General features: G+C 31.5%; 13 protein-coding genes. 3 read left to right on the top strand and 10 right to left on the bottom strand.

From position 1 onward, the window contains the following. Nucleotides 1-3 precede the first annotated feature (3 nt). The 3 genes from GTZ96_RS08490 to GTZ96_RS08480 all read right to left on the bottom strand — a co-directional run bounded on the left by GTZ96_RS08490 (nt 4) and on the right by GTZ96_RS08480 (nt 4,142). Nucleotides 4-1,842, bottom strand: coding sequence for a T9SS type B sorting domain-containing protein (locus GTZ96_RS08490; protein ID WP_161642890.1), 1,839 nt, complete (start codon nt 1,840-1,842; stop codon nt 4-6). Nucleotides 1,843-1,930: 88 nt separating this feature from the next. Further along, nucleotides 1,931-2,341, bottom strand: a complete 411-nt coding sequence (locus GTZ96_RS08485) for a response regulator (RefSeq protein WP_161642887.1) — start codon at nt 2,339-2,341, stop codon at nt 1,931-1,933. After that, nucleotides 2,331-4,142 (bottom strand): PAS domain-containing sensor histidine kinase, encoded by a 1,812-nt coding sequence (locus GTZ96_RS08480; protein ID WP_161642885.1) that lies wholly within the window; start codon nt 4,140-4,142, stop codon nt 2,331-2,333. Before GTZ96_RS08480 ends, GTZ96_RS08485 begins: the two co-directional genes overlap by 11 nt. A 332-nt stretch (nt 4,143-4,474) precedes the next feature. Between GTZ96_RS08480 and GTZ96_RS08475 the strand changes: the two genes are divergently transcribed. Together GTZ96_RS08475 and GTZ96_RS08470 are read left to right on the top strand one after the other, a co-directional pair. Further along, complete coding sequence (locus GTZ96_RS08475; RefSeq protein WP_161642883.1) at nt 4,475-5,539, top strand: hypothetical protein; 1,065 nt, start codon at nt 4,475-4,477, stop codon at nt 5,537-5,539. A gap of 13 nt (nt 5,540-5,552) precedes the next feature. Continuing rightward, nucleotides 5,553-6,422, top strand: a complete 870-nt coding sequence (locus GTZ96_RS08470; protein ID WP_394368014.1) for a hypothetical protein — start codon at nt 5,553-5,555, stop codon at nt 6,420-6,422. Here GTZ96_RS08470 and GTZ96_RS08465 read toward each other — a convergent pair. Continuing rightward, nucleotides 6,419-10,144: a metallophosphoesterase gene (locus GTZ96_RS08465; protein ID WP_161642879.1), complete on the bottom strand. Its 3,726-nt coding sequence runs from the start codon at nt 10,142-10,144 to the stop codon at nt 6,419-6,421. The genes GTZ96_RS08470 and GTZ96_RS08465 overlap by 4 nt on opposite strands. A gap of 25 nt (nt 10,145-10,169) precedes the next feature. Between GTZ96_RS08465 and GTZ96_RS08460 the strand changes: the two genes are divergently transcribed. Continuing rightward, on the top strand, nt 10,170-11,360 hold the full coding sequence (locus GTZ96_RS08460; RefSeq protein ID WP_161642877.1) for a Pycsar system effector family protein: 1,191 nt from the start codon (nt 10,170-10,172) through the stop codon (nt 11,358-11,360). Here GTZ96_RS08460 and GTZ96_RS08455 read toward each other — a convergent pair. The 6 genes from GTZ96_RS08455 to GTZ96_RS08430 form a co-directional block, all read right to left on the bottom strand. Beyond that, entirely contained in the window at nt 11,357-13,723 is a 2,367-nt protein-coding gene (locus GTZ96_RS08455) for a GAF domain-containing protein (protein WP_161642875.1), read from the bottom strand. The two genes, GTZ96_RS08460 and GTZ96_RS08455, sit on opposite strands and share 4 nt — an antisense overlap. 74 nt (nt 13,724-13,797) lie before the next feature. After that, on the bottom strand, nt 13,798-14,043 hold the full coding sequence (locus tag GTZ96_RS08450) for a hypothetical protein (protein ID WP_161642872.1): 246 nt from the start codon (nt 14,041-14,043) through the stop codon (nt 13,798-13,800). Between the two features lie 195 nt (nt 14,044-14,238). After that, nucleotides 14,239-15,297, bottom strand: a complete 1,059-nt coding sequence (locus tag GTZ96_RS08445; protein ID WP_161642870.1) for a nucleoid-associated protein — start codon at nt 15,295-15,297, stop codon at nt 14,239-14,241. 93 nt (nt 15,298-15,390) lie between these two features. Further along, nucleotides 15,391-15,930 carry an IS1096 element passenger TnpR family protein gene (locus GTZ96_RS08440; RefSeq protein WP_161642868.1) on the bottom strand — a complete coding sequence of 180 codons (540 nt, stop codon included), beginning with the start codon at nt 15,928-15,930 and terminating at the stop codon, nt 15,391-15,393. Between the two features lie 104 nt (nt 15,931-16,034). Then, a complete protein-coding gene (locus tag GTZ96_RS08435) occupies nt 16,035-16,637 on the bottom strand; it encodes an HPP family protein (RefSeq protein ID WP_161642866.1) in 603 nt (200 codons plus the stop codon). Nucleotides 16,638-16,648: 11 nt separating this feature from the next. Then, nucleotides 16,649-17,923 carry a chloride channel protein gene (locus GTZ96_RS08430; protein ID WP_161642864.1) on the bottom strand — a complete coding sequence of 425 codons (1,275 nt, stop codon included), beginning with the start codon at nt 17,921-17,923 and terminating at the stop codon, nt 16,649-16,651. Nucleotides 17,924-17,988: the final 65 nt, after the last annotated feature.

Below are 17,988 nucleotides of genomic sequence, written 5' to 3'. Positions count from 1 at the left end.
TAACTATCTTTTTAATGAAAAATGGCCTTTTATGTTCTTGCCATTTTCAAAAATCAGACTAAACCAATAATCATCAGCAGGGAGTAAATAATTATTTAAAGTTCCATTCCAACTAAAACTAGGAGAGTTGAATTGCTTTAATAATTTTCCGTAACGGTTAAAAATATTTATTGTAGCTTGGGGCAACAAATTTAGGTTTTTAATAGTCCAAGTATCATTATAGCCGTCTCCGTTTGGTGTAAAAAAACGAGGGTAGTCTAAAATGGCAAATGGAAAAGGATTGGATATACCGCATCCGTTTTTTTCACGGGCATAAGCCAAATAACTTCCTGCGGCAATATTTAAAAATTCAGGACTGTCTTGATAATAATTTCCATCTATTGAGAATTCGTAATTACTAGAACCTGTATATTCAATAATTACGGTATTTTTATTCCCTGCAAAATCAGATGTTTGAACTCCTGTAATTGTTGCAACCCGACTTGGGACAATTTCGTTAGAAAGTTCCAAAGTTAATTCGGCATAATTAAAGCAATTATAAGGATTTGTTACTTTAGCAATTAGAGTTTGAGGATTTGATAGGTTAGTATAATTGCTACTATTCAGTATGGGATTATTGCCAGCTTGCGCATCAGTTATATTTTCGTAATAAATTATATTACTTAAACCAGAGTTGTTGTTTTTTATTTCAGAATAGGCTTGGGTTAAATCAAAAACTGCTTTTCCATCTTCATCAATATCACATTGAATTAAGCTGCTGTTTTTTAAAACAATTTCGGGTGTGTATTCAATTTTTACATCATTGGTTACAACACAAACAGAAGGAGTTAAAGTTACTTCAACTTTGTAAATTCCAGGACTTTTTACAGTATAGGAAGGACTATTTTCTGAGGTTAATAAAACGCCATCTTTGTACCATTTGTAGCTGTAATTTGCGGGTAATTTGGTGTCAATAGTATAATCTTGACCAAAGCAAACGGCATTGTTAGTTGCCAGTAATCTGTCACTTCCTAAATCGATTACAGAATTAAAACTGGCGGCTTCGATAAAAATAGCCGAATCATAATAAGGATTTCGATCATCGCCAATGACTAATTTGATATGATACGTTTTTCCTGCAATAACGTTAGCTGTTGCATTCAAAACCTTAGTTTGCCCCGCATAATTGATAGGACTTGTATTAGTAGGACTGTTGTTAAATTGTCCAAAATAGGATTCATTTGTTGCAGCACAAGGTGTTAAGTTTGTAACATTAATAGCTGGATGAATGTTCATTGATGAAACAGCTGTTGTAGTGTTAGGAATTACAGCTAAATTTTGATACGCAGTAGTGCTTCCTTTTTCTTTTATTAAAAAAGCAAAACCATCAGAATATTTGCAGGGAAAATCATCTTGATATTCATTCGAAGCAAAAAAATAATTAAAACTAATGGTGTTTGTCAGCGGAGTAAAATCAAATTCAAGAACTGTAGCATTGACAGAATTGATGTTTAAAGCTTGGTTTAAGTCGGAATCTCCCAGCCAAGAATTGCTATTGTTACCTTGATTTCTAATAAAGGGGCCTGAAGATTGAGTACTGCTCCAAGTACTTAAAACAACGCCTGATTGAAACGGAAAATTAGGCGAGCTGTTTGTAAAAGAACCGTAACTATTCTTTCCAAGAGTAAATGAATCTCCCGAAACGCTTTCGTTATTGGTTTGCATACAGGAACTATTATTTGTTAATAGGTTTACCAGTCCCAAAGCATTTTTAGTGTCATCAACACCAATAGCTTGTGCCTGCAATTGTGAGTTAAAGCAGTAGAGTGATAAACTGAGTAAAATAGTTCTTAGGACTTTCATGGTCTTGCAAAGTTACTATAATTCTCTGCTTTTTAATAATTTGCAGTTTGATATCGTAAGTTTAGCTTAGCCTCTTTTATTTGTAAAGTTATTGTGACGAAATTTCGTTTTCTATTATTACGGAAGCTTGTTTTAGTTTTTCGGAACTAAGCGGTTTAATGATGTAATCTTTTACTATTGGATAGTTTTTTGCCATCTCTAAATCGCAGGGATCTATGGATGAAGAAACAATAAAAACCACTATTTTTTTTGCAAATGAAATGAGTGTGAATTCATCTAAAAATTGCCAACCATCCAGTACAGGCATATTTAAATCTAATAAAATAACATCGGGAAGTTTTGATGGATTAGTAGCATTGCTTTTAAGTTCGTCCAAAGCGGTTTGAGGATTGTGAAATGAGACTATTTCTTCGCAAAAGTTGTTTTTTGAGATAAGCATGCTCATTAGTTTTATCGATAATTTGTCATCATCAATAATACAAGTAGTTTTATTTTTCATTAAAATACAATTTAAAAGTACTACCTAATCCTTCTTCGCTTTCAATTTCAATTTTGCCTTTCATTGCTTCAATTTGATTTTTAACAATAAATAATCCAATCCCTTTTGCATCTTCGTTTCCATGAAAGGTTTTGTACATACCAAATAATTTATGCTTGTTTCTTTCAATGTTGATTCCTAAGCCATTATCCTTGAATGAAATTATATGAAAACCTTCTTTTGTTTTATGGCTAATTTCTAATAGAGGAGTTCTTTCAGGCGATTTATATTTTATCGCATTGCTCAATAAGTTTAATACAATATTGTCTAAGTATGCAGGAATCACATTTAAGGTTAAATTTTCAGGAATTGTATGGACAATTTTTATTTGATTACTGAAAGAAGCTGCTGTTTTCTCAATTTCACCCCTTAAATTAATTTTTGTTTTTTTTATATTAATGTTTTTTTGAATTGTAATCACTTCATTTAAATATTCGATAGTCTCGGATAATTTTTCAGTTCCTTCTTTGAACATATCAATAAATGATAGTTTTTCAACAGCATCATCTGTATTTTCGATTACATCTAAAACCATTGCTAGGTTACTGGTATGCGAACGAATATTATGTGAAACAATATGAGCAAAATTTAAAAGTTTATTGTTTTGGTGACTTGTAACCTCTAGTACATTTTTGAGTTCAATTTCCTTTTCTTTTGCGGCGGTTATATCTCTACCTATACCAACAAATTTGCGACAAATACCGTGATTGTCGAATACGGGAGTAATGTTTAATTCCAACCAATATTTTTCTTTTCGTTTGTTATAATTTTGAAAAACAACCTTTGTTTCTTGTTTGTTTTCTAAGGCCTTTTGGATTTTTTTTATTTTCTCAATATTGGTTTCGAATCCAATAGAAAAATAATTAGGTTCCTGACCAATTATTTCTTCTAATGTTAAATCAGTTAAAGTCATATAGGCTTGATTTGCCCAAATGGCTTTTCCTTCGGAATCGGTTATAATGATGCTATCAGTGGTTTCAGAAGCTACTAACGATAATAAACTTAGATTTTCTTCTATTTGTTTTTTCTTAGTGATATTTCTGAGAAAACAAACCAAATAACTTTGATTGTCAATTATAAACTTTTTCCCCGAGGCAACTTGTACAGGAATAATTGTTTCCTCTTTGGTTTTTATAGTTGTTTCTTTTACAAAATAAGTGTTTGATTTAATCTTATTTTTCAAATAAAATTGAATTTCTGTTCTTTTATCAACTGGAAATAAGATAGAATTATGAAAACCTATTAATTCAGTATCATTATAGCCTGTAAGTTCATAAGTACGATTATTACAATCCGAAATATATCCCGTTTTTGTATCAATAATGATAATAGCATCATTAGCACTGTAAAAAACCGAAGAGAATTTTTCAGCAGCCGATTCCAGAGCGATTTTTCTTTCTTCTTCAAAGGTAATATCTCTAAAAGTACCATAAATCCGATTGATTTCGTTCCCTATAAAGTCAATTTGACAAATGCATTCTAAATATTTAATTGCTTTTTTAGCGGTAATTATTTGAAATTTACCATGTATTGGCAGTTTATTCTCAGTTGCTTTTTTGATAAGTGATTTAAAATGAATGAGATTTTTTCGATTAAAAAAAGCTAAGGTAGTTTCATAATTAGGAATAAAATTTTCTGATACTTCAAAAATTTCTTTGGTTTTCGAATCCCATAAGATAGCATTAGTTTTTAGGTTGATATCCCAAACACCAATTTTTAAAGTCTCAGCTGTTTTGTTAAAAATTTCCTGTTTGTTAATCATAAATACTTATCGTAAAGAGAATAGGTAATAGGTTTGGTTTTGTGTTTTTTTAAATTAATGAAACTAAAGGCATCATTTTTTTGAAAATTTTCACACAAAAAATAAAAATACTTAAGAATACAGCAGCACACAAATAAAATCGATGAACAACACTTTTTTTTTAAAGTATTTTGGGTGTAAAAAACACGCATATTCATAGCTGTTTGGTAATCAGTGATTAAGTGATTTTTGGTTTGTTGAGTTTGTTTTTATGTCAAGGGCACTTTTTTGGTGATTTTATAAATACTTTGCTTTAAAATAATTAGTGTAAATTTGTATAAATAAATCGATGAATGAGCGAGAATTCCCCATTGTTTAAAAAACCAACTTATCCCATAAATCATTTTCTGTTAGATTACTTAGAGCGTTTTGATAGAATTTCAAAAGTGCCTATTTCGTATGATGATTTGTTGCGGTTTTCAGGTTCCATTAGTGTTTACGATAAATTCGATAAAGACACTTTATGGGTTCGAGTTTTTTATAGCGAATACGAAAGAAATGAAATTGATTTGAATTTAAAGAAAATCTATTCTTTATTGCATTCAGATGGAAATTCAGATATAATTAAGTTTTTAAATGTTGATGCAATTGACTACTGTACTTTTGGAAATTCAAAACCTTTTAGAATCAAAGTGCGTAATGTGTTAAATGACAATTATGTTCATTTTTACATTAAAAAAGCTGATGCTTCGCGTATTTATGGATTAGAATTAGAGCATATTTTATCACCTGATAAAATCAACTTTCTAGTTTATCAAGACACCTTGATTGAAGAACATATTATAGGAATTCCTGGCGATGTTTTTATGGAAACCTTACTTGAAAGTTGTTCTGAAACCGAGAAATCTCAAATTTCCAAAGAGTTTGTGAAATTTAATGAGCGTTGTATGATCAGGCTTTTAGGCGATATGCGCGCTTATAATTATGTAATTGTCCCTATCCACGATTTTGACCAGGTGGTTTATAAAATTAGAGCAATCGATTTTGATCAGCAATGTTATGAGGGGAATTTTAAAATTTATCGTCCACAATTTTTCAAAGAAAATTTTCCGATGATAAAATTGATAAAAGAAAAGTTGCAAGATAGTTCGATAGAGCAATATAAAAATGAAGAACGTGCTGCCTTGGCAAAGAGAATTCTTTCGGCAGAAACCCGAATCCAAAAAATACTCCGCATCATGGCTAATGATACTATTGCTCCTGAAGCTCATATTAAACAATTAAAGTCAGAGTTGTATCGTTATACCAATGATTTGAATTTTAAAAATGCGACTTCTATGGGGTATGTGTTGAGTGCAGCTTTTAAATTTGTAACTAGAAACTTCAAACACCCTGATTTGTTTAAACCTGGTTTTTAAAACTATTTTTATGATAAAAAAGATTTATCCTGTCGTTTTATTATCGTCTTTGATTTCTTTTTGTCAAAGAGAATCCTCAATTATAAACGAACTTTATACTTTGCCTAAACAGCTTAAAGAAATTTCAGGAATTGTTTTTACTGAAAGTTCTCAACTGGCTTGGGTTTTAGAAGATAGTGGTAATGCAAATGCAATTTACGCCTTAGATAATCAAGGAAAAATCCAAAAAACGCTAACAATTGCCCAAACGCAAAATATCGATTGGGAAGATATTACTAAAGACCCGCAAGATAATTTATACATAGGCGATTTTGGAAATAATGACAATGAAAGAAAAGATTTGGCTATTTATAAAATTGCTAAAGATTTTTTACAAAATGAAAGTGTAATTCCTTCGTATAAAGTTAGTTTTGCTTATCCTGAGCAAACGGAATTTCCTCCTAAGAAAACAAAACTTTTTTATGATGTGGAAGCTTTTGTCGAATACCAAAACAATTTTTATTTATTTACTAAAAATAGAAGTAAAGGATTTGACGGAACTACATTTTTGTACAAAGTTCCTAATCAAGCTGGATTTCATCAAGCGCAATTATTAGGTCAATTTAAAGCAGAAGGCGATTTTGAAAATGCAGCAATCACAAGTGCTACAATTAGTCCTGACGGAAAAAAAGTAGTTTTGTTAAGTCATAGCCAAATTTGGATTTTTGAAAATTTCACCTCCGATAATTTCTTCTCTGCTTCAGTAAATAAAGTCGATTTGCATCATTTTTCTCAAAAAGAAGCCATTGGTTTTAAAGATAACACGACTCTTTTAATTGCCGATGAAAAGACTAAAAAAATAGGAGGAAAAGTATATCAACTCGATTTAAGTAAGTTAAATTAGAAACCAAATCCAAGTCCAAAAGCTATTCGAGCGTCATCACCACCTTTGAAATAAGTTAATCTGGCTGTAATAATGTTGAGTCCATTAAGCCATAAACCACCACCTACAGATTGATGCCATATGTTAGATGTTTCTCCATTTAGCCAAACTCTTCCGTAATCGAATCCACCAAAAATTCCGTAGGACATAGGAATAACACTATTTTTAATCTTTCCAATAGAAAAACGAACATCACTGCTTTGAAAAAAGGATTGATTACCCAGAAAACGCTGATTTCTAAAACCTCTTAAATCATAATCTCCGCCTAAAGTAGCACCCTGATAAAATTCATAATTAGTATTTAAAATCGCTTTTGCTTTTATCAATGTGGCTAATACAAATTTACCTTGGCGATCTAGTTTATGATTGAAATTAATTTTAGATTCTAATGTAGGGAAATTTTGTTTGCTGTTTTCGAGATTCATTTTCCAATTAGCAGCAATCATAAATCCCATTCCCATAGTAGGAAGAGAAAAATTATCGTAATTCTCATAACTGTATTGCGCAGTAGCTCCGGCAAATTGCTGATTTTTAAAAACGCTGGGATTTACAATATTAGGAATTGAAATGAATCGGTCAGCAGTTTTTTCTACATTAAAACTTTCATAAGTAACTTGAAAATTAAGTTTACTACCTAAGCGTCCAATTCTTTCTATTTTTGGAGCAAATTTAAGCGTACTAATGCGCACACGATTGTAGTCCATTCCGTTTATTTCGTCGGTATTTAAGCTGCTGTTTCCATAGCCAAAATAATTTATCGAAAAATTAGGGCTGGTAAACTCGGAATCAAAACTAAAATTCCATCGTCCTATTATTTTTGGAACATCTAAATGGTAGCCTAATTCAAAACCATCAGTGGCAAAATAATAATTAGCTTTAATAGCATGTTTTAAAGTATAAGGATTTTGCCTAAAATGATTTACGGTAAAACTAGTTATGATTCCTAATTTTATTCCATCATCAGGATTAAAACCTATAGTAGGCAAGCCAGAAAAAGCATTGTATTTGGGTTTTTGGTAATTGTAATAATGTGTTTCATAATCATCTGTCAAGAAGGTTTTTGTTTTGGAATCAGTTTCAAAAGTGTTAGTTTTTGACTTAAAATCAAGGATTGTAATGTTTTTTCCATTACTAATAGTATAACTATCATGATTTTGACCTCCAATTAGTTTTGTTTTTATGGCTGATTTTTTATTGCCTTGTAACTCAAAAAGATCATCTTCGTCTAGTCCGTAAATCCAAATGTTTTTTGTCAAATGCTTATTGAATGTTTTACTGTAAACCAGTTCTTCTCCTTCTTTTTTAATTCTGGATACAGCGATTTCGACTGTATGTTTAGAAATAGGCTTGATTTGGAATACGTCTTTTTTATTGGTACCAACAACAATTACTGTTTTCTGTAAAACCTTATTGTATTGACTTGCATACTTAGTTAATTTGGCTTTTCGAAGTTTTAATTTTTGTTTAATTGAAGTTATCATTCCATCTTGAACTTCAGAAGGTAAATTTCTAAAAGCCGCGTCAATACTTTCATCGCTTAGATTTTCCTGAATGAATGTAGCTTGAGCAATCCAGTCATCGTTACCAGCTTTTTTTAATACAGCTAAGTCAAGAGGGTAGGGTTCTCTATTGAACCATTTGACATTTTTGATATCATTTTTAAAGCTTTGCATGTGACGAAGTACTGTAATATTCATCAATACCGACAACAAAGCACCATCGTATTTAGTAAACGCCTGATCACGATCGCGAGGAATAGGTTTGTAAATTATTTTATTACCTACTTTGTATTCCGCCCAGCGCCATTGGTCATAATGCCTGTCCCAGTCGCCGATGAGCATATCAAACAACCTGGCTTTAATATATTCGTTTTCATCAACAGCGTATTTTTCATCTTTTTGTAAGTTTTCGAGCAGCTCATCGGTGGCAATAATCGCTTCGGATTTACCAAAACTAGGAAGATCTTTTTGACTGTCTGAAGGTCTTTCTTCAACAAAATAGAGTTCGTTTCCAAAATCAGCATTGAATTCGCCCAATGCTTTTTGTTTTGGAATATAATAAAGCTTTGGGTTACTGTGAAAAACACCAATTTTATCAGCTAAATTTCCCACTGCCAAAGAAGTATAGGGATGGGAAGTTGTATAGAAATCATAGATAAAATCCTCGGCATAGGTGTTTCCAAATTCATCTTCTACATATTGGTCTTTGAAAGCAACACTTTGTAGAAAACGACTGGCGCTTTTCTTCAAAGCACGCATAACATATTCTTTGCCTTGAGCATCATCAAGACGTAAGGATTTAGATTGGTGTCCGCCACCAGCTCTCATTGGGGTTACGCCGCCATAAAGATGGTCTAAAGTAATGGTAGGAACATCGATAGAAGTACTGTAATATTTTCGATAATGTTTACCAAAAAAGAAATTGTAAACCCCGCTTTTTAAAGTCATTTCGGGAGTGTAAATGGATGCTTTTGTAGTAGCAGGAAAAGAATCAGCATAATTGGTTGTATCTGCTTCTTTTGGTTCTAAAAGTGTTTTTTGAAACAGCATTTTAGTTTGATTGTTTTCCATTCCGTAGAATTGAACAATCGCTTTTCCGTTAGTGTAGGTTGTTAAAGTAGCAAATCCGTTTTTACCATAAGAAAAATCATTTGGATTGATTGCTCTTGCTGCTTCTGATTTTGATCCGGCTCCGCTGATTATTTGTTTAATTTTTTCATTTTCTATGTATTGTAAATTATGGTCGTGTCCCGAAACTACAATTACATTATCTTGATTTTGTAAAAGTGTTTTTATTCGTTTTACAAGGAGTTGGTATTGTTTGTTTTGAATGTCTTGCGGACTAATTCCAGAAGTTTTTCTAAAGAAATTGACAAATGAACCAATTATAGGTAATGGGATTTTTTGTTCTAGTGGAAATAGTTGTTTCTCTAGTGAAAATTGTCCACCATGTGTTCCGTTGCTCATCAAAGGATGATGAAGTGCTAAGATTATGGTTTTGTCCTTGTTTTTGTTTAAAATGCTTTCGAATTCTTCAAAAAAGGCTTCGCGTGTTTTTATAGAACAATCGTCATTCATGTTTGGCGTTTTGTTCCAGTCTTCCAGAAACCATTGGCTGTCAATAGTAACTAAACAAAGTTGCTCATTTATTTTTTTATCGTCAATAGGACAGCTGTTAGCAGGAAGAAAGTTTTTTTTATCACCAAGATAATTGTTTACTATTTTTTCCTGACGTTTTAATCCGTTAATGCCTGAATACCAATCGTGATTCCCGGGAATAAAAATGGTTTTTCCTTTAAAATCTTTAGAAAGCGCTAATTGGAGTTTTATTTTTTCTAATGCAATATCGTAAGCTGTCTTATCTTTCTCATCAGGCATTCCTTTTGGATAGATATTGTCTCCCAAAAACAATAATGTAGCATTTTTATTAGATTGTTGAAGCTGTTCTTGTAAAGAATTCAGGATTTTTTTTGCGCTTTCTTTATCAGCATTTCCTGCATCGCCAATTAAAAAAAAGCGATGTGCAATTTTTGTTGTATCCTTGTCGTTAGTTAGTGTGATTTTTTTTGAATCTCTTCCAAATTGAGAATGATAGGTTGCGCAAGAAGTAATGATAAAAAGAGCAACAAGAGAGCAAAAAAATATTTTAATTTTGATGAATCGCATATCCGAAAACAATTTCATAATTTAGTAGTATAAAAATTTACTTATGAATCTTATAGAGCAAGCACAAGATTTTGTTTATAATTTACTCAAAGATAAACTTTCTAGTTCATTTATATATCACAATTTCGACCATACTTCTGATGTGGTTGCAGCAGTGAAAAAACTTTCTGAACAAGAGGATTTAACTGAGAAAGAGCTTGAGATGCTTCTTGTAGCGGCTTGGTTTCATGATACGGGTTATATTGAAGGCTTTGAAAATCATGAAGAAAAGAGCGTGAAAATTGCAGCCGATTTTTTGACTGATAAAGGAAAATCAACAGTATATATCGAGCAGCTTAGTACTTTAATTCGGGCAACCTTATATTGTTATGAACCTAAAAACCTACTTGAAAAAATAATCAAAGATGCCGATTTTTATCATTTTGCAACCGAAAATTATAATGACCGATGCGAACTTTTAAGAGAAGAATGGAAAATTGTAAAACAAAAACAAACTTCTGATTTAGAATGGGCTCAGGAAAATTTAAAAATGCTGACCCAATGCCATCAATATTATACAGATTATGCAATTGCTAACTGGCAAGTTCTAAAAGATAAAAACGTTAGTTTGATTCAAGAAAAAATTAAAAAAATGGAAGAAGATAAAGAAGAAAAAAAAGCAAAAAAAAATAAGGCTGAAAAACCGGCTAAAGCAGCTAAACCTGATCGCGGGATTGATACTTTGTTTAGGGTTACTTTGAGTAATCATACCCGTTTGAGCGGAATTGCCGATAGCAAAGCCAATATTTTATTGTCAGTAAACGCGATTATTATTTCTATTGCTTTGTCTTCGATAGTTCCTAAATTAGATAGTCCCAGTAATGCACATTTAGTTATTCCTACTTTTATTATGTTGACTTTTAGTGTGGTGTCTATTATTTTTGCGATTCTTTCTACCCGCCCTAAAGTAACTACTGGTGTTTTTACAAGACAAGATATTGAAGACAGAAAGGTTAATCTATTATTCTTTGGTAATTTTTACAAAATGCCTTTGGATGAATACGAATGGGCAGTTAATGAAATGATGAAAGACAACACCTATTTATACAATTCGATGATTAAGGATTTGTATTTTTTAGGAATTGTTTTAGAGCGAAAATATAAATTGTTACGCATTACCTACAATATTTTTATGATTGGAATCATCATTTCATTCCTGGCTTTTTTCCTGGCGTTCAACAGTACCCGAGTTTAGTGCAGCGTATCGAGTAATTCTTTGTAAGTGTATTTTGTGTCTAAACTTTCATCGGTATTCATTACTTTAATTCGAATGGCTTTTAAGCCATAAACACCTTGTAAATCTTCAACTTCAAATTGTTCTATTTGAGGTTCAAGGACTTTTTTGAATTGTAAAAACTTGATGTATTTTAGGTATTCAGTTTCTTCAAATTGATGTGAATAGACGATTGTAATTTTCTCTTTTTGGGTAATTCTTTCTTTTGTTCCTTTGATATTTGCTTTGTCTATGCGTTTTTTTACCACTTCATAACGGGCGTTGTAAGTGCCGTCAACATCAAAACGTTTTTCGTCCATTCTGAATCGAATTGAAATTGGCGAACTAAAAACAAGTATTAACGAACTTACATCTAATTGGCCATAAGGCAATACTTTTTTCAGACGATGGTGCGCTAATTCCATCTTACACAAGGTTTGTAATTGCCACAATCTTAAATTGTTTAAATAAATTAAATCAAAAGATTGAGAGGGAGTTATTGAAGCACCAATGTATAAATTATGCTCTACACCATCGGTTTTAAAGCGCTCAAAATAATGAGGAAAAATAGCCTGAGCTTCAATTTGCTCGTTATCTAAAACGGCTGCCATTTCTTTATTTATTATTGACATGGCTTCATCAAACTTTTTTCGGGAATGATAAAAAAGATTTGTTTTAGGATCTAAGTTTTCAAAATATGAGTTAAGAAGCAATTTGTCATTACTGTCAATAATTGCATTGGTCAAAAAAGGATGAATTTCTTTTTCGATATAATTTTGAATTTGTTGTTCAGTGTCGGCTTTTAATTCTTTTTCCAGTTCTTTTCCATAAGAATGCAATTCAAATTTGAGCTGTTCTAATAAAGGCAGCTTTTGGATTGATTTTGAATTTTCGAAAATAGATATTAAATGGTTTAATTGATTTTTTAAATCGTCTTTTACTGTATTGTTGCGATGTTCAGAAGAACCATTAATATCTATTTGACCATAAAGCGGATATACATCTTTAAAAACAATTTCTTTAAAAGTATGTTCTTTATTTGTAGTATCAGTATTTAAATATTTTTGTGCTTCGGCTTTAAATTTCCAATACACGCTGGAATGAATAGCGGTATATTCGCGTTGGATTATAGCTTCAATCTGATTTTGTAAATCGCTGTCGTAGCGTTCCAGTGTATCAATAATATTCGGAAGGATTAATTGAAGGTTATTCGCATTAATACTGTTTAATTGTCTAGGAGTTGCTGAAACTAGCTCGATGATTCCAAGTAATTTATTGTCTTTTACAATAGGAGTGAGAATGCAACTTTTGACATTTTGATCTAATAATTTTTGTGCAAAATTTTGGTTTCCAGGGATAGTGGCAAAAGTTTCCACATTTGAAATGGAAATAGATTCTTTACAGTCTAAAATCTTATTTAAAGAACATCCTAAAAAAGCATTACAAGATTCTATTTCGTCTTTGTTTTGCAAAATGAAACTGCCTATACTGTTTTTGTCGAAAGCTATTTTGGTAAACTTTTTTTCATCATCATTATAGATACTAATTCCAACTCTTAAATCAGGGATTTTAAAAATAGATCTAAAAATACTTTCTGAATTTTTATTTTTTTCGCCAGGTTCTTGATCTCTTTTTAAAAGATTGCTTTTTAGATTAGAAATAGCACTTTCTTTGGTTGCATCAAATAAACTAACGATTCCAAATCCTTTCAAAACCCAACTTTCTAATGGGAATTTTTCTTTCCACAAAGCTACATCGTCAAAGTTGTCCATTAATTCATCGATATCTTCTTGACTCAAAGTTAGCGCATTTTCCGAAGGATAAATTTCTATAAAATCGGCATTGTAAAGAATGCGATAATGTTTTAAAACCCCGTCAGCATCCGGAATGTCATAGAATAAGGGTTTGCTGTAATCAAAATTTTGATTGTAAAAAGCATTTAAAATAAGAATACAACTGAGCACATAAAATTGATCTTCGCTAAAATCGCGAATGTTTAGGTCAAAATCCCCAGCATTTTTTACTATTTTTTTAAATCTTTTTGTATAGTTGAAAGTTATATTTTGAAACGGAATTGTTACTGCCTTAATTTCATTATGCGTTAGTACTGTAGGAAATAAATCGGCTAGTAAGTATTTAATGAGTTTTTTATTGTCAGCAATGATAGAAAAATCCTCAATTCCAGTTCTGAATTCCGGAATATGTTCAATTTCTTTTAGTAATGATTTCGCATAATTAGATCGATAATCAACATCTGATAGGGCAATTTCTTCTAAAGACTCGATGAGTTTATGAAAAGAAATTAAGGTTTTAAAGGGACTCTCTTTAAATAAACGATGGTTCATTTTTGTATTTGTTAGCTATACAAAAATAGTGAATTAACTTATTCAAAAGTTTTTATTTAGAAGAGTATGTACGTTTAATGTTGTTTAACTGTTAATTTTTTTTGACAAAAAGTACCTAGGGCTTCATTTATTTCTTTTAACTCTGGCGTAAGAAATGTTATGCCTCCTTTTTCGTCATTTGTTAATTCCATTTTACAAACCGTGCATTTGTATTCTTTTAAATTATTGGTGATTTTTTTAGAAGTAACAATGTTGTGTCCAAAAATGGTGCATAAAAGTTTTTTACTTGCTATAAGTTTCTTGATTTCAATTAAATCCATAATAAAAGTAGGTTAGTTTTGTTAGGGATTGTAAAAATATTAATTTATAGTTAAAAGTACTTATAAAGTCGATAAAATACATATTTATATTATTTTCATAAGTATAAACTTATTTTTAAGTAATTGTTAAAAAAAATCTCCAATTGATTTAACAATTGGAGATTAGGTATGTAGTGAAACTGAATCCTGAGATATTTAGGATTTTTGTTCTTTATTAAAGTATACTAAGTAGTAGTACATTTGTTTTTCTTCGTCCCATCCTTTTTCTACGTATTTCTCAGCACTTTCAGGGTTAATGAAATCCATTTTAATTTGAATATTCGTATCGAGATTGATTACGTTTTTGATAGATTTTCGAGCATCACTTACGGCAGCATTTGCAATAGGGAAGGATGTTACGTCTTCAATGCTGTATTTTTCTCCTTTATCAACTTTGTAGTTTTTAAATTCAGGAATCAAATCAGGATTGTCTAAAACTTCGTTTAAGAAATTTTGTTCTTCAAACTGATCGTTTTTAGCAAAATAATTCACTGAACGGTTCATGAACATTACTTCTTCTTTTTTGTCTTCGGCAGGGAAAACAACATCTTTAGCAAAGCCTTGGCAAAATTTCAAATATTTTTTTGTGATGAAATTCTCGTCTTCAAAAGCATCTACTGATAAGAAATGCTCTAACCAATAACGTGCATCGTAGCGGTTGCTATCTACTGTTAAAATTTTGTAACCTTCTTCTTTTTTGTGATTAAAGATCAAACAACCTTTATCTAATTTGCTCAGGTTAATTCCTTGTTGCAAAATCATTTCCAGATTAGATTCTTTTTCTTCAAATTGTAAAAAGTCACTTTGCAACTCACTTTTGAAAATTCCAATAGCATCAACCACATTGTTGTCGATGTTTATGTTCGTTAAATAAGTCACATAAACTTCTCCATTTTTAATGTGTGGATGATTCGATTGTTCGAATAAGTGCTTGGTGATTTTTTTAGAACCTTCGTGCAAAGTACTTGGGTTTTCAAAAATTTCGGTAGCATACTTATACATGTCATTATAATCTAAATCAACTTCGTGGGCAAATTGAAAATAGTTTTCTTCTTTTTCTCTAAAAGGTTTAAAAAAGAATTCTTTTATAAGTGGAACAATTTCATCTTGTAGATTAAAAGATTGCTCCGATAAAAAGATAGATTCATTTCGGCTTTTATTTCCTACTCTATGAATAGAAAGTGTCTCGATGTGTGTGTTGAATAAGTTGATCATGTAGTTGTTTTGTTTTTAGATGCGAGAGCCAAGAAAAAAGACAGTTTTTTGAGGTCTTTCATCTTGGCTCTTGATTTAGCTATTGGTTATATTTTAGTTCCAATTTTCTTCAAAGCCGTAATCTTCATAGCTGTCGTCTCCTTCAAACATATCCATGTCTTCCTCGTCTAGGCCGTCTTCAAATTCGTCATAAAAATCGTCAGCATTATCAGCTTCAAAGTTTTTTTCTAAAGCTTCATCTGGCATTTCACCATGAGAGAACAAAGTTTCTGGGTAAATAGCTCCGGCAGTCAGTTCTTCAATTGCGGCTAGCTCCACTAAGAAAGTCCACATATTGATAAAATCATAAACATAAATGATTTTAGTGTTTTCCTGATCAAGAATGTCCGAAAGTTTATAATCACTCATGATTCGTTGTTCACCAGGAACGTCTCCAGTGTCAAAAAGCGAAATTTCTTCTTCTTGATTCCAAGTTTCATCGCAAGTGTAAAAAGAAGCGACTTCCATACCATCAAATCCAAAAGAGTTGAAGATAGCGTTGTGTAAATCTTCTAAAGTATCATCATTTAGTATAGCGATATCTCTGAAAATATCTTCTTCTGCGTCTAAGATTACTCTAAATTTATAAACCATAATCGTTGTTTTTATAAAAAAGTCAAAGGTACATTTAATCCTTTTTAATCCCAATGCGATTCGTTAATTTTTATTAAAAAAACAATGATGTGTTTGATGCTGAATTAGTTATTTCGTCTCAGACGTCTTATAATTCTATGATAGCGTTTGTGGTAAGTACTGTGTGTAGGATACTTACGACTCGAGGTCATGTTGTTGAAAAGTAAGGCAGTAAAAAATAAGATTAACACCCCGGTTAATACAGGAGATATTACATACCAATAGCCTAAATCTTTAATTCTTTGTGTACCAATAACTGCGATCAAGGCTGTTGCTCCTCCCGGTGGGTGTAAAGTTTTAGTTATTTGCATCAAAACAATCGACAAAGACACGGCTAATGGAGCAGCGATGTATATTGTATTGGGAAATAAAAGATGAACGGTCACGCCAATAAAGGCAGAAATTAAATGCCCTCCAATAAGATTTCGGGGTTGTGAAAATGGACTTTCGATGATTCCATAAACTAATACGCTTGAAGCTCCAAAAGAACCAATAAGGTACACAACATCCTGATGTGAGAATTGTTGACTTTGGGAATAAGCAATAAGACCTATTCCAACAAATGAACCTATAAAAGACCAAAAATGTTCTTTGAAATCAATCAAGGTTTCTTTGTATAGAACATAACGGGTTTTGCGATAACTGCGTTTGATTTTAGTCGTCGGCATGATTTTAAAATTTAAATACTAGGAACAAAGGTGTAAACCGTGTTAGGGTAAATCATTTTTGCGGTATATTTAGAAATTAAGCAAGCAGCTAATATTGGGAAAAATAAAGTGTAATTATTGGTAAGTCCGCAAACTAAAAAGATGGCGGTAAAAGGAGCGTGAATACTCGCACTCAAAACAGCTGCCATACCAATCACCATAAAGTTAATAGGGATGATTTGGGTGTCGAAAAAAGTATTGAGTATAGAAGCAACTAATAATCCTAAAAAAGCACCAATAAACAGGCTAGGAGCAAAAACTCCACCATCGCCACCTGAAGCTAGAGTAATTGAGGTAACAATAGGTTTTAAAAGTAAAACACCTATAAAAGTAAAAGCTAACGTTAGGGTTAAAGGGATTTCGTTATTGCTGTTAATAATGTTTTTTATGGCGTGATAACCTTCACCGTATAGTTGCGGAAATATAAAAAGCGAAAAACTTAAAATGGCTGAGCCAATAATGATTTTGTAATAATGCGTTTCAATTTTACCAAATTGCGATTTGAAAAACAACACACATTTGGTAAGGTAAACCGAATTGATTCCAGCTAAAATTCCCAATAAAATAAAGTAAGGAATGGCTCTAAAATGCCAAGTGTTGATAGAAACATCAAATAAAGGTTCTTCTTTTAAGATAGTCAATAATCCATAGGCAATGGATACTGCAACAAGGTTAGAGATTACAAAGGCGCGTGTCACTTTTCTCGAAATTACTTCTAAGGCAAATAAAACTCCAGCAATCGGACTGCTAAATAGAGCAGTGATTCCAGCTGCAACTCCAGCGCAAATTAATTCGGTTTTGTATTGACGAAACACATTTTCTTTTTGCTGAGCTACTGATCCAATGGTTGCTGTTGCCACAACAGTAGAAACTTCGATTCCGGTTGAGCCACCAAAAATAACCGTTAATAAGCCGTTTATAGTATGTGATGGTATTTTATAAGAAGGTAAGTTTTTTGTTTTAGAATTGGTGCTTTCAAAAACCTCTTTAATGCCTTTGTTTTCTTTTTTCTTAAACATATAAAGCCTTAAAAAGTATATTACTGATAGACCAAATACGGGGAATAAAATTAAAAAAAGCGGATTGGTATTGGATTGGTGAAAGAATATCTCTTCGTAGTATTCTGTGATTTTTTTTAAACTTATCCCTAAAAAAGCGGAAAGAAAACCAATTAGTATAGAAACGATTACTAGTTTTCGAAGTTTAATGAATTGATGATTTTTTTTGATTTGCGCCGTTTTATTCATCAGAAATTAAATTTGTATAACATATTGTTAAAAAGGACTGCGAATTTAAGTAAAAAGAATCTAAA

The organism is Flavobacterium undicola (assembly GCF_009909155.2).
GTDB classification, from domain to species: domain Bacteria; phylum Bacteroidota; class Bacteroidia; order Flavobacteriales; family Flavobacteriaceae; genus Flavobacterium; species Flavobacterium undicola.
Note: the sequence above shows the minus strand (reverse complement) of the source record. Positions and strands in the feature narration are given on the sequence as shown.

Excerpts from the sequence above, each read along its gene's own strand:
- GTZ96_RS08490 (WP_161642890.1), bottom strand. The coding sequence starts at position 1,842 with ATGAAAGTCCTAAGAACTATTTTACTCAGTTTATCACTCTACTGCTTT.
- GTZ96_RS08485 (WP_161642887.1), bottom strand. The coding sequence starts at position 2,341 with ATGAAAAATAAAACTACTTGTATTATTGATGATGACAAATTATCGATA.
- GTZ96_RS08480 (WP_161642885.1), bottom strand. The coding sequence starts at position 4,142 with ATGATTAACAAACAGGAAATTTTTAACAAAACAGCTGAGACTTTAAAA.
- GTZ96_RS08475 (WP_161642883.1), top strand. The coding sequence starts at position 4,475 with ATGAGCGAGAATTCCCCATTGTTTAAAAAACCAACTTATCCCATAAAT.
- GTZ96_RS08465 (WP_161642879.1), bottom strand. The coding sequence starts at position 10,144 with ATGAAATTGTTTTCGGATATGCGATTCATCAAAATTAAAATATTTTTT.
- GTZ96_RS08460 (WP_161642877.1), top strand. The coding sequence starts at position 10,170 with ATGAATCTTATAGAGCAAGCACAAGATTTTGTTTATAATTTACTCAAA.
- GTZ96_RS08455 (WP_161642875.1), bottom strand. The coding sequence starts at position 13,723 with ATGAACCATCGTTTATTTAAAGAGAGTCCCTTTAAAACCTTAATTTCT.
- GTZ96_RS08450 (WP_161642872.1), bottom strand. The coding sequence starts at position 14,043 with ATGGATTTAATTGAAATCAAGAAACTTATAGCAAGTAAAAAACTTTTA.
- GTZ96_RS08445 (WP_161642870.1), bottom strand. The coding sequence starts at position 15,297 with ATGATCAACTTATTCAACACACACATCGAGACACTTTCTATTCATAGA.
- GTZ96_RS08440 (WP_161642868.1), bottom strand. The coding sequence starts at position 15,930 with ATGGTTTATAAATTTAGAGTAATCTTAGACGCAGAAGAAGATATTTTC.
- GTZ96_RS08435 (WP_161642866.1), bottom strand. The coding sequence starts at position 16,637 with ATGCCGACGACTAAAATCAAACGCAGTTATCGCAAAACCCGTTATGTT.
- GTZ96_RS08430 (WP_161642864.1), bottom strand. The coding sequence starts at position 17,923 with ATGAATAAAACGGCGCAAATCAAAAAAAATCATCAATTCATTAAACTT.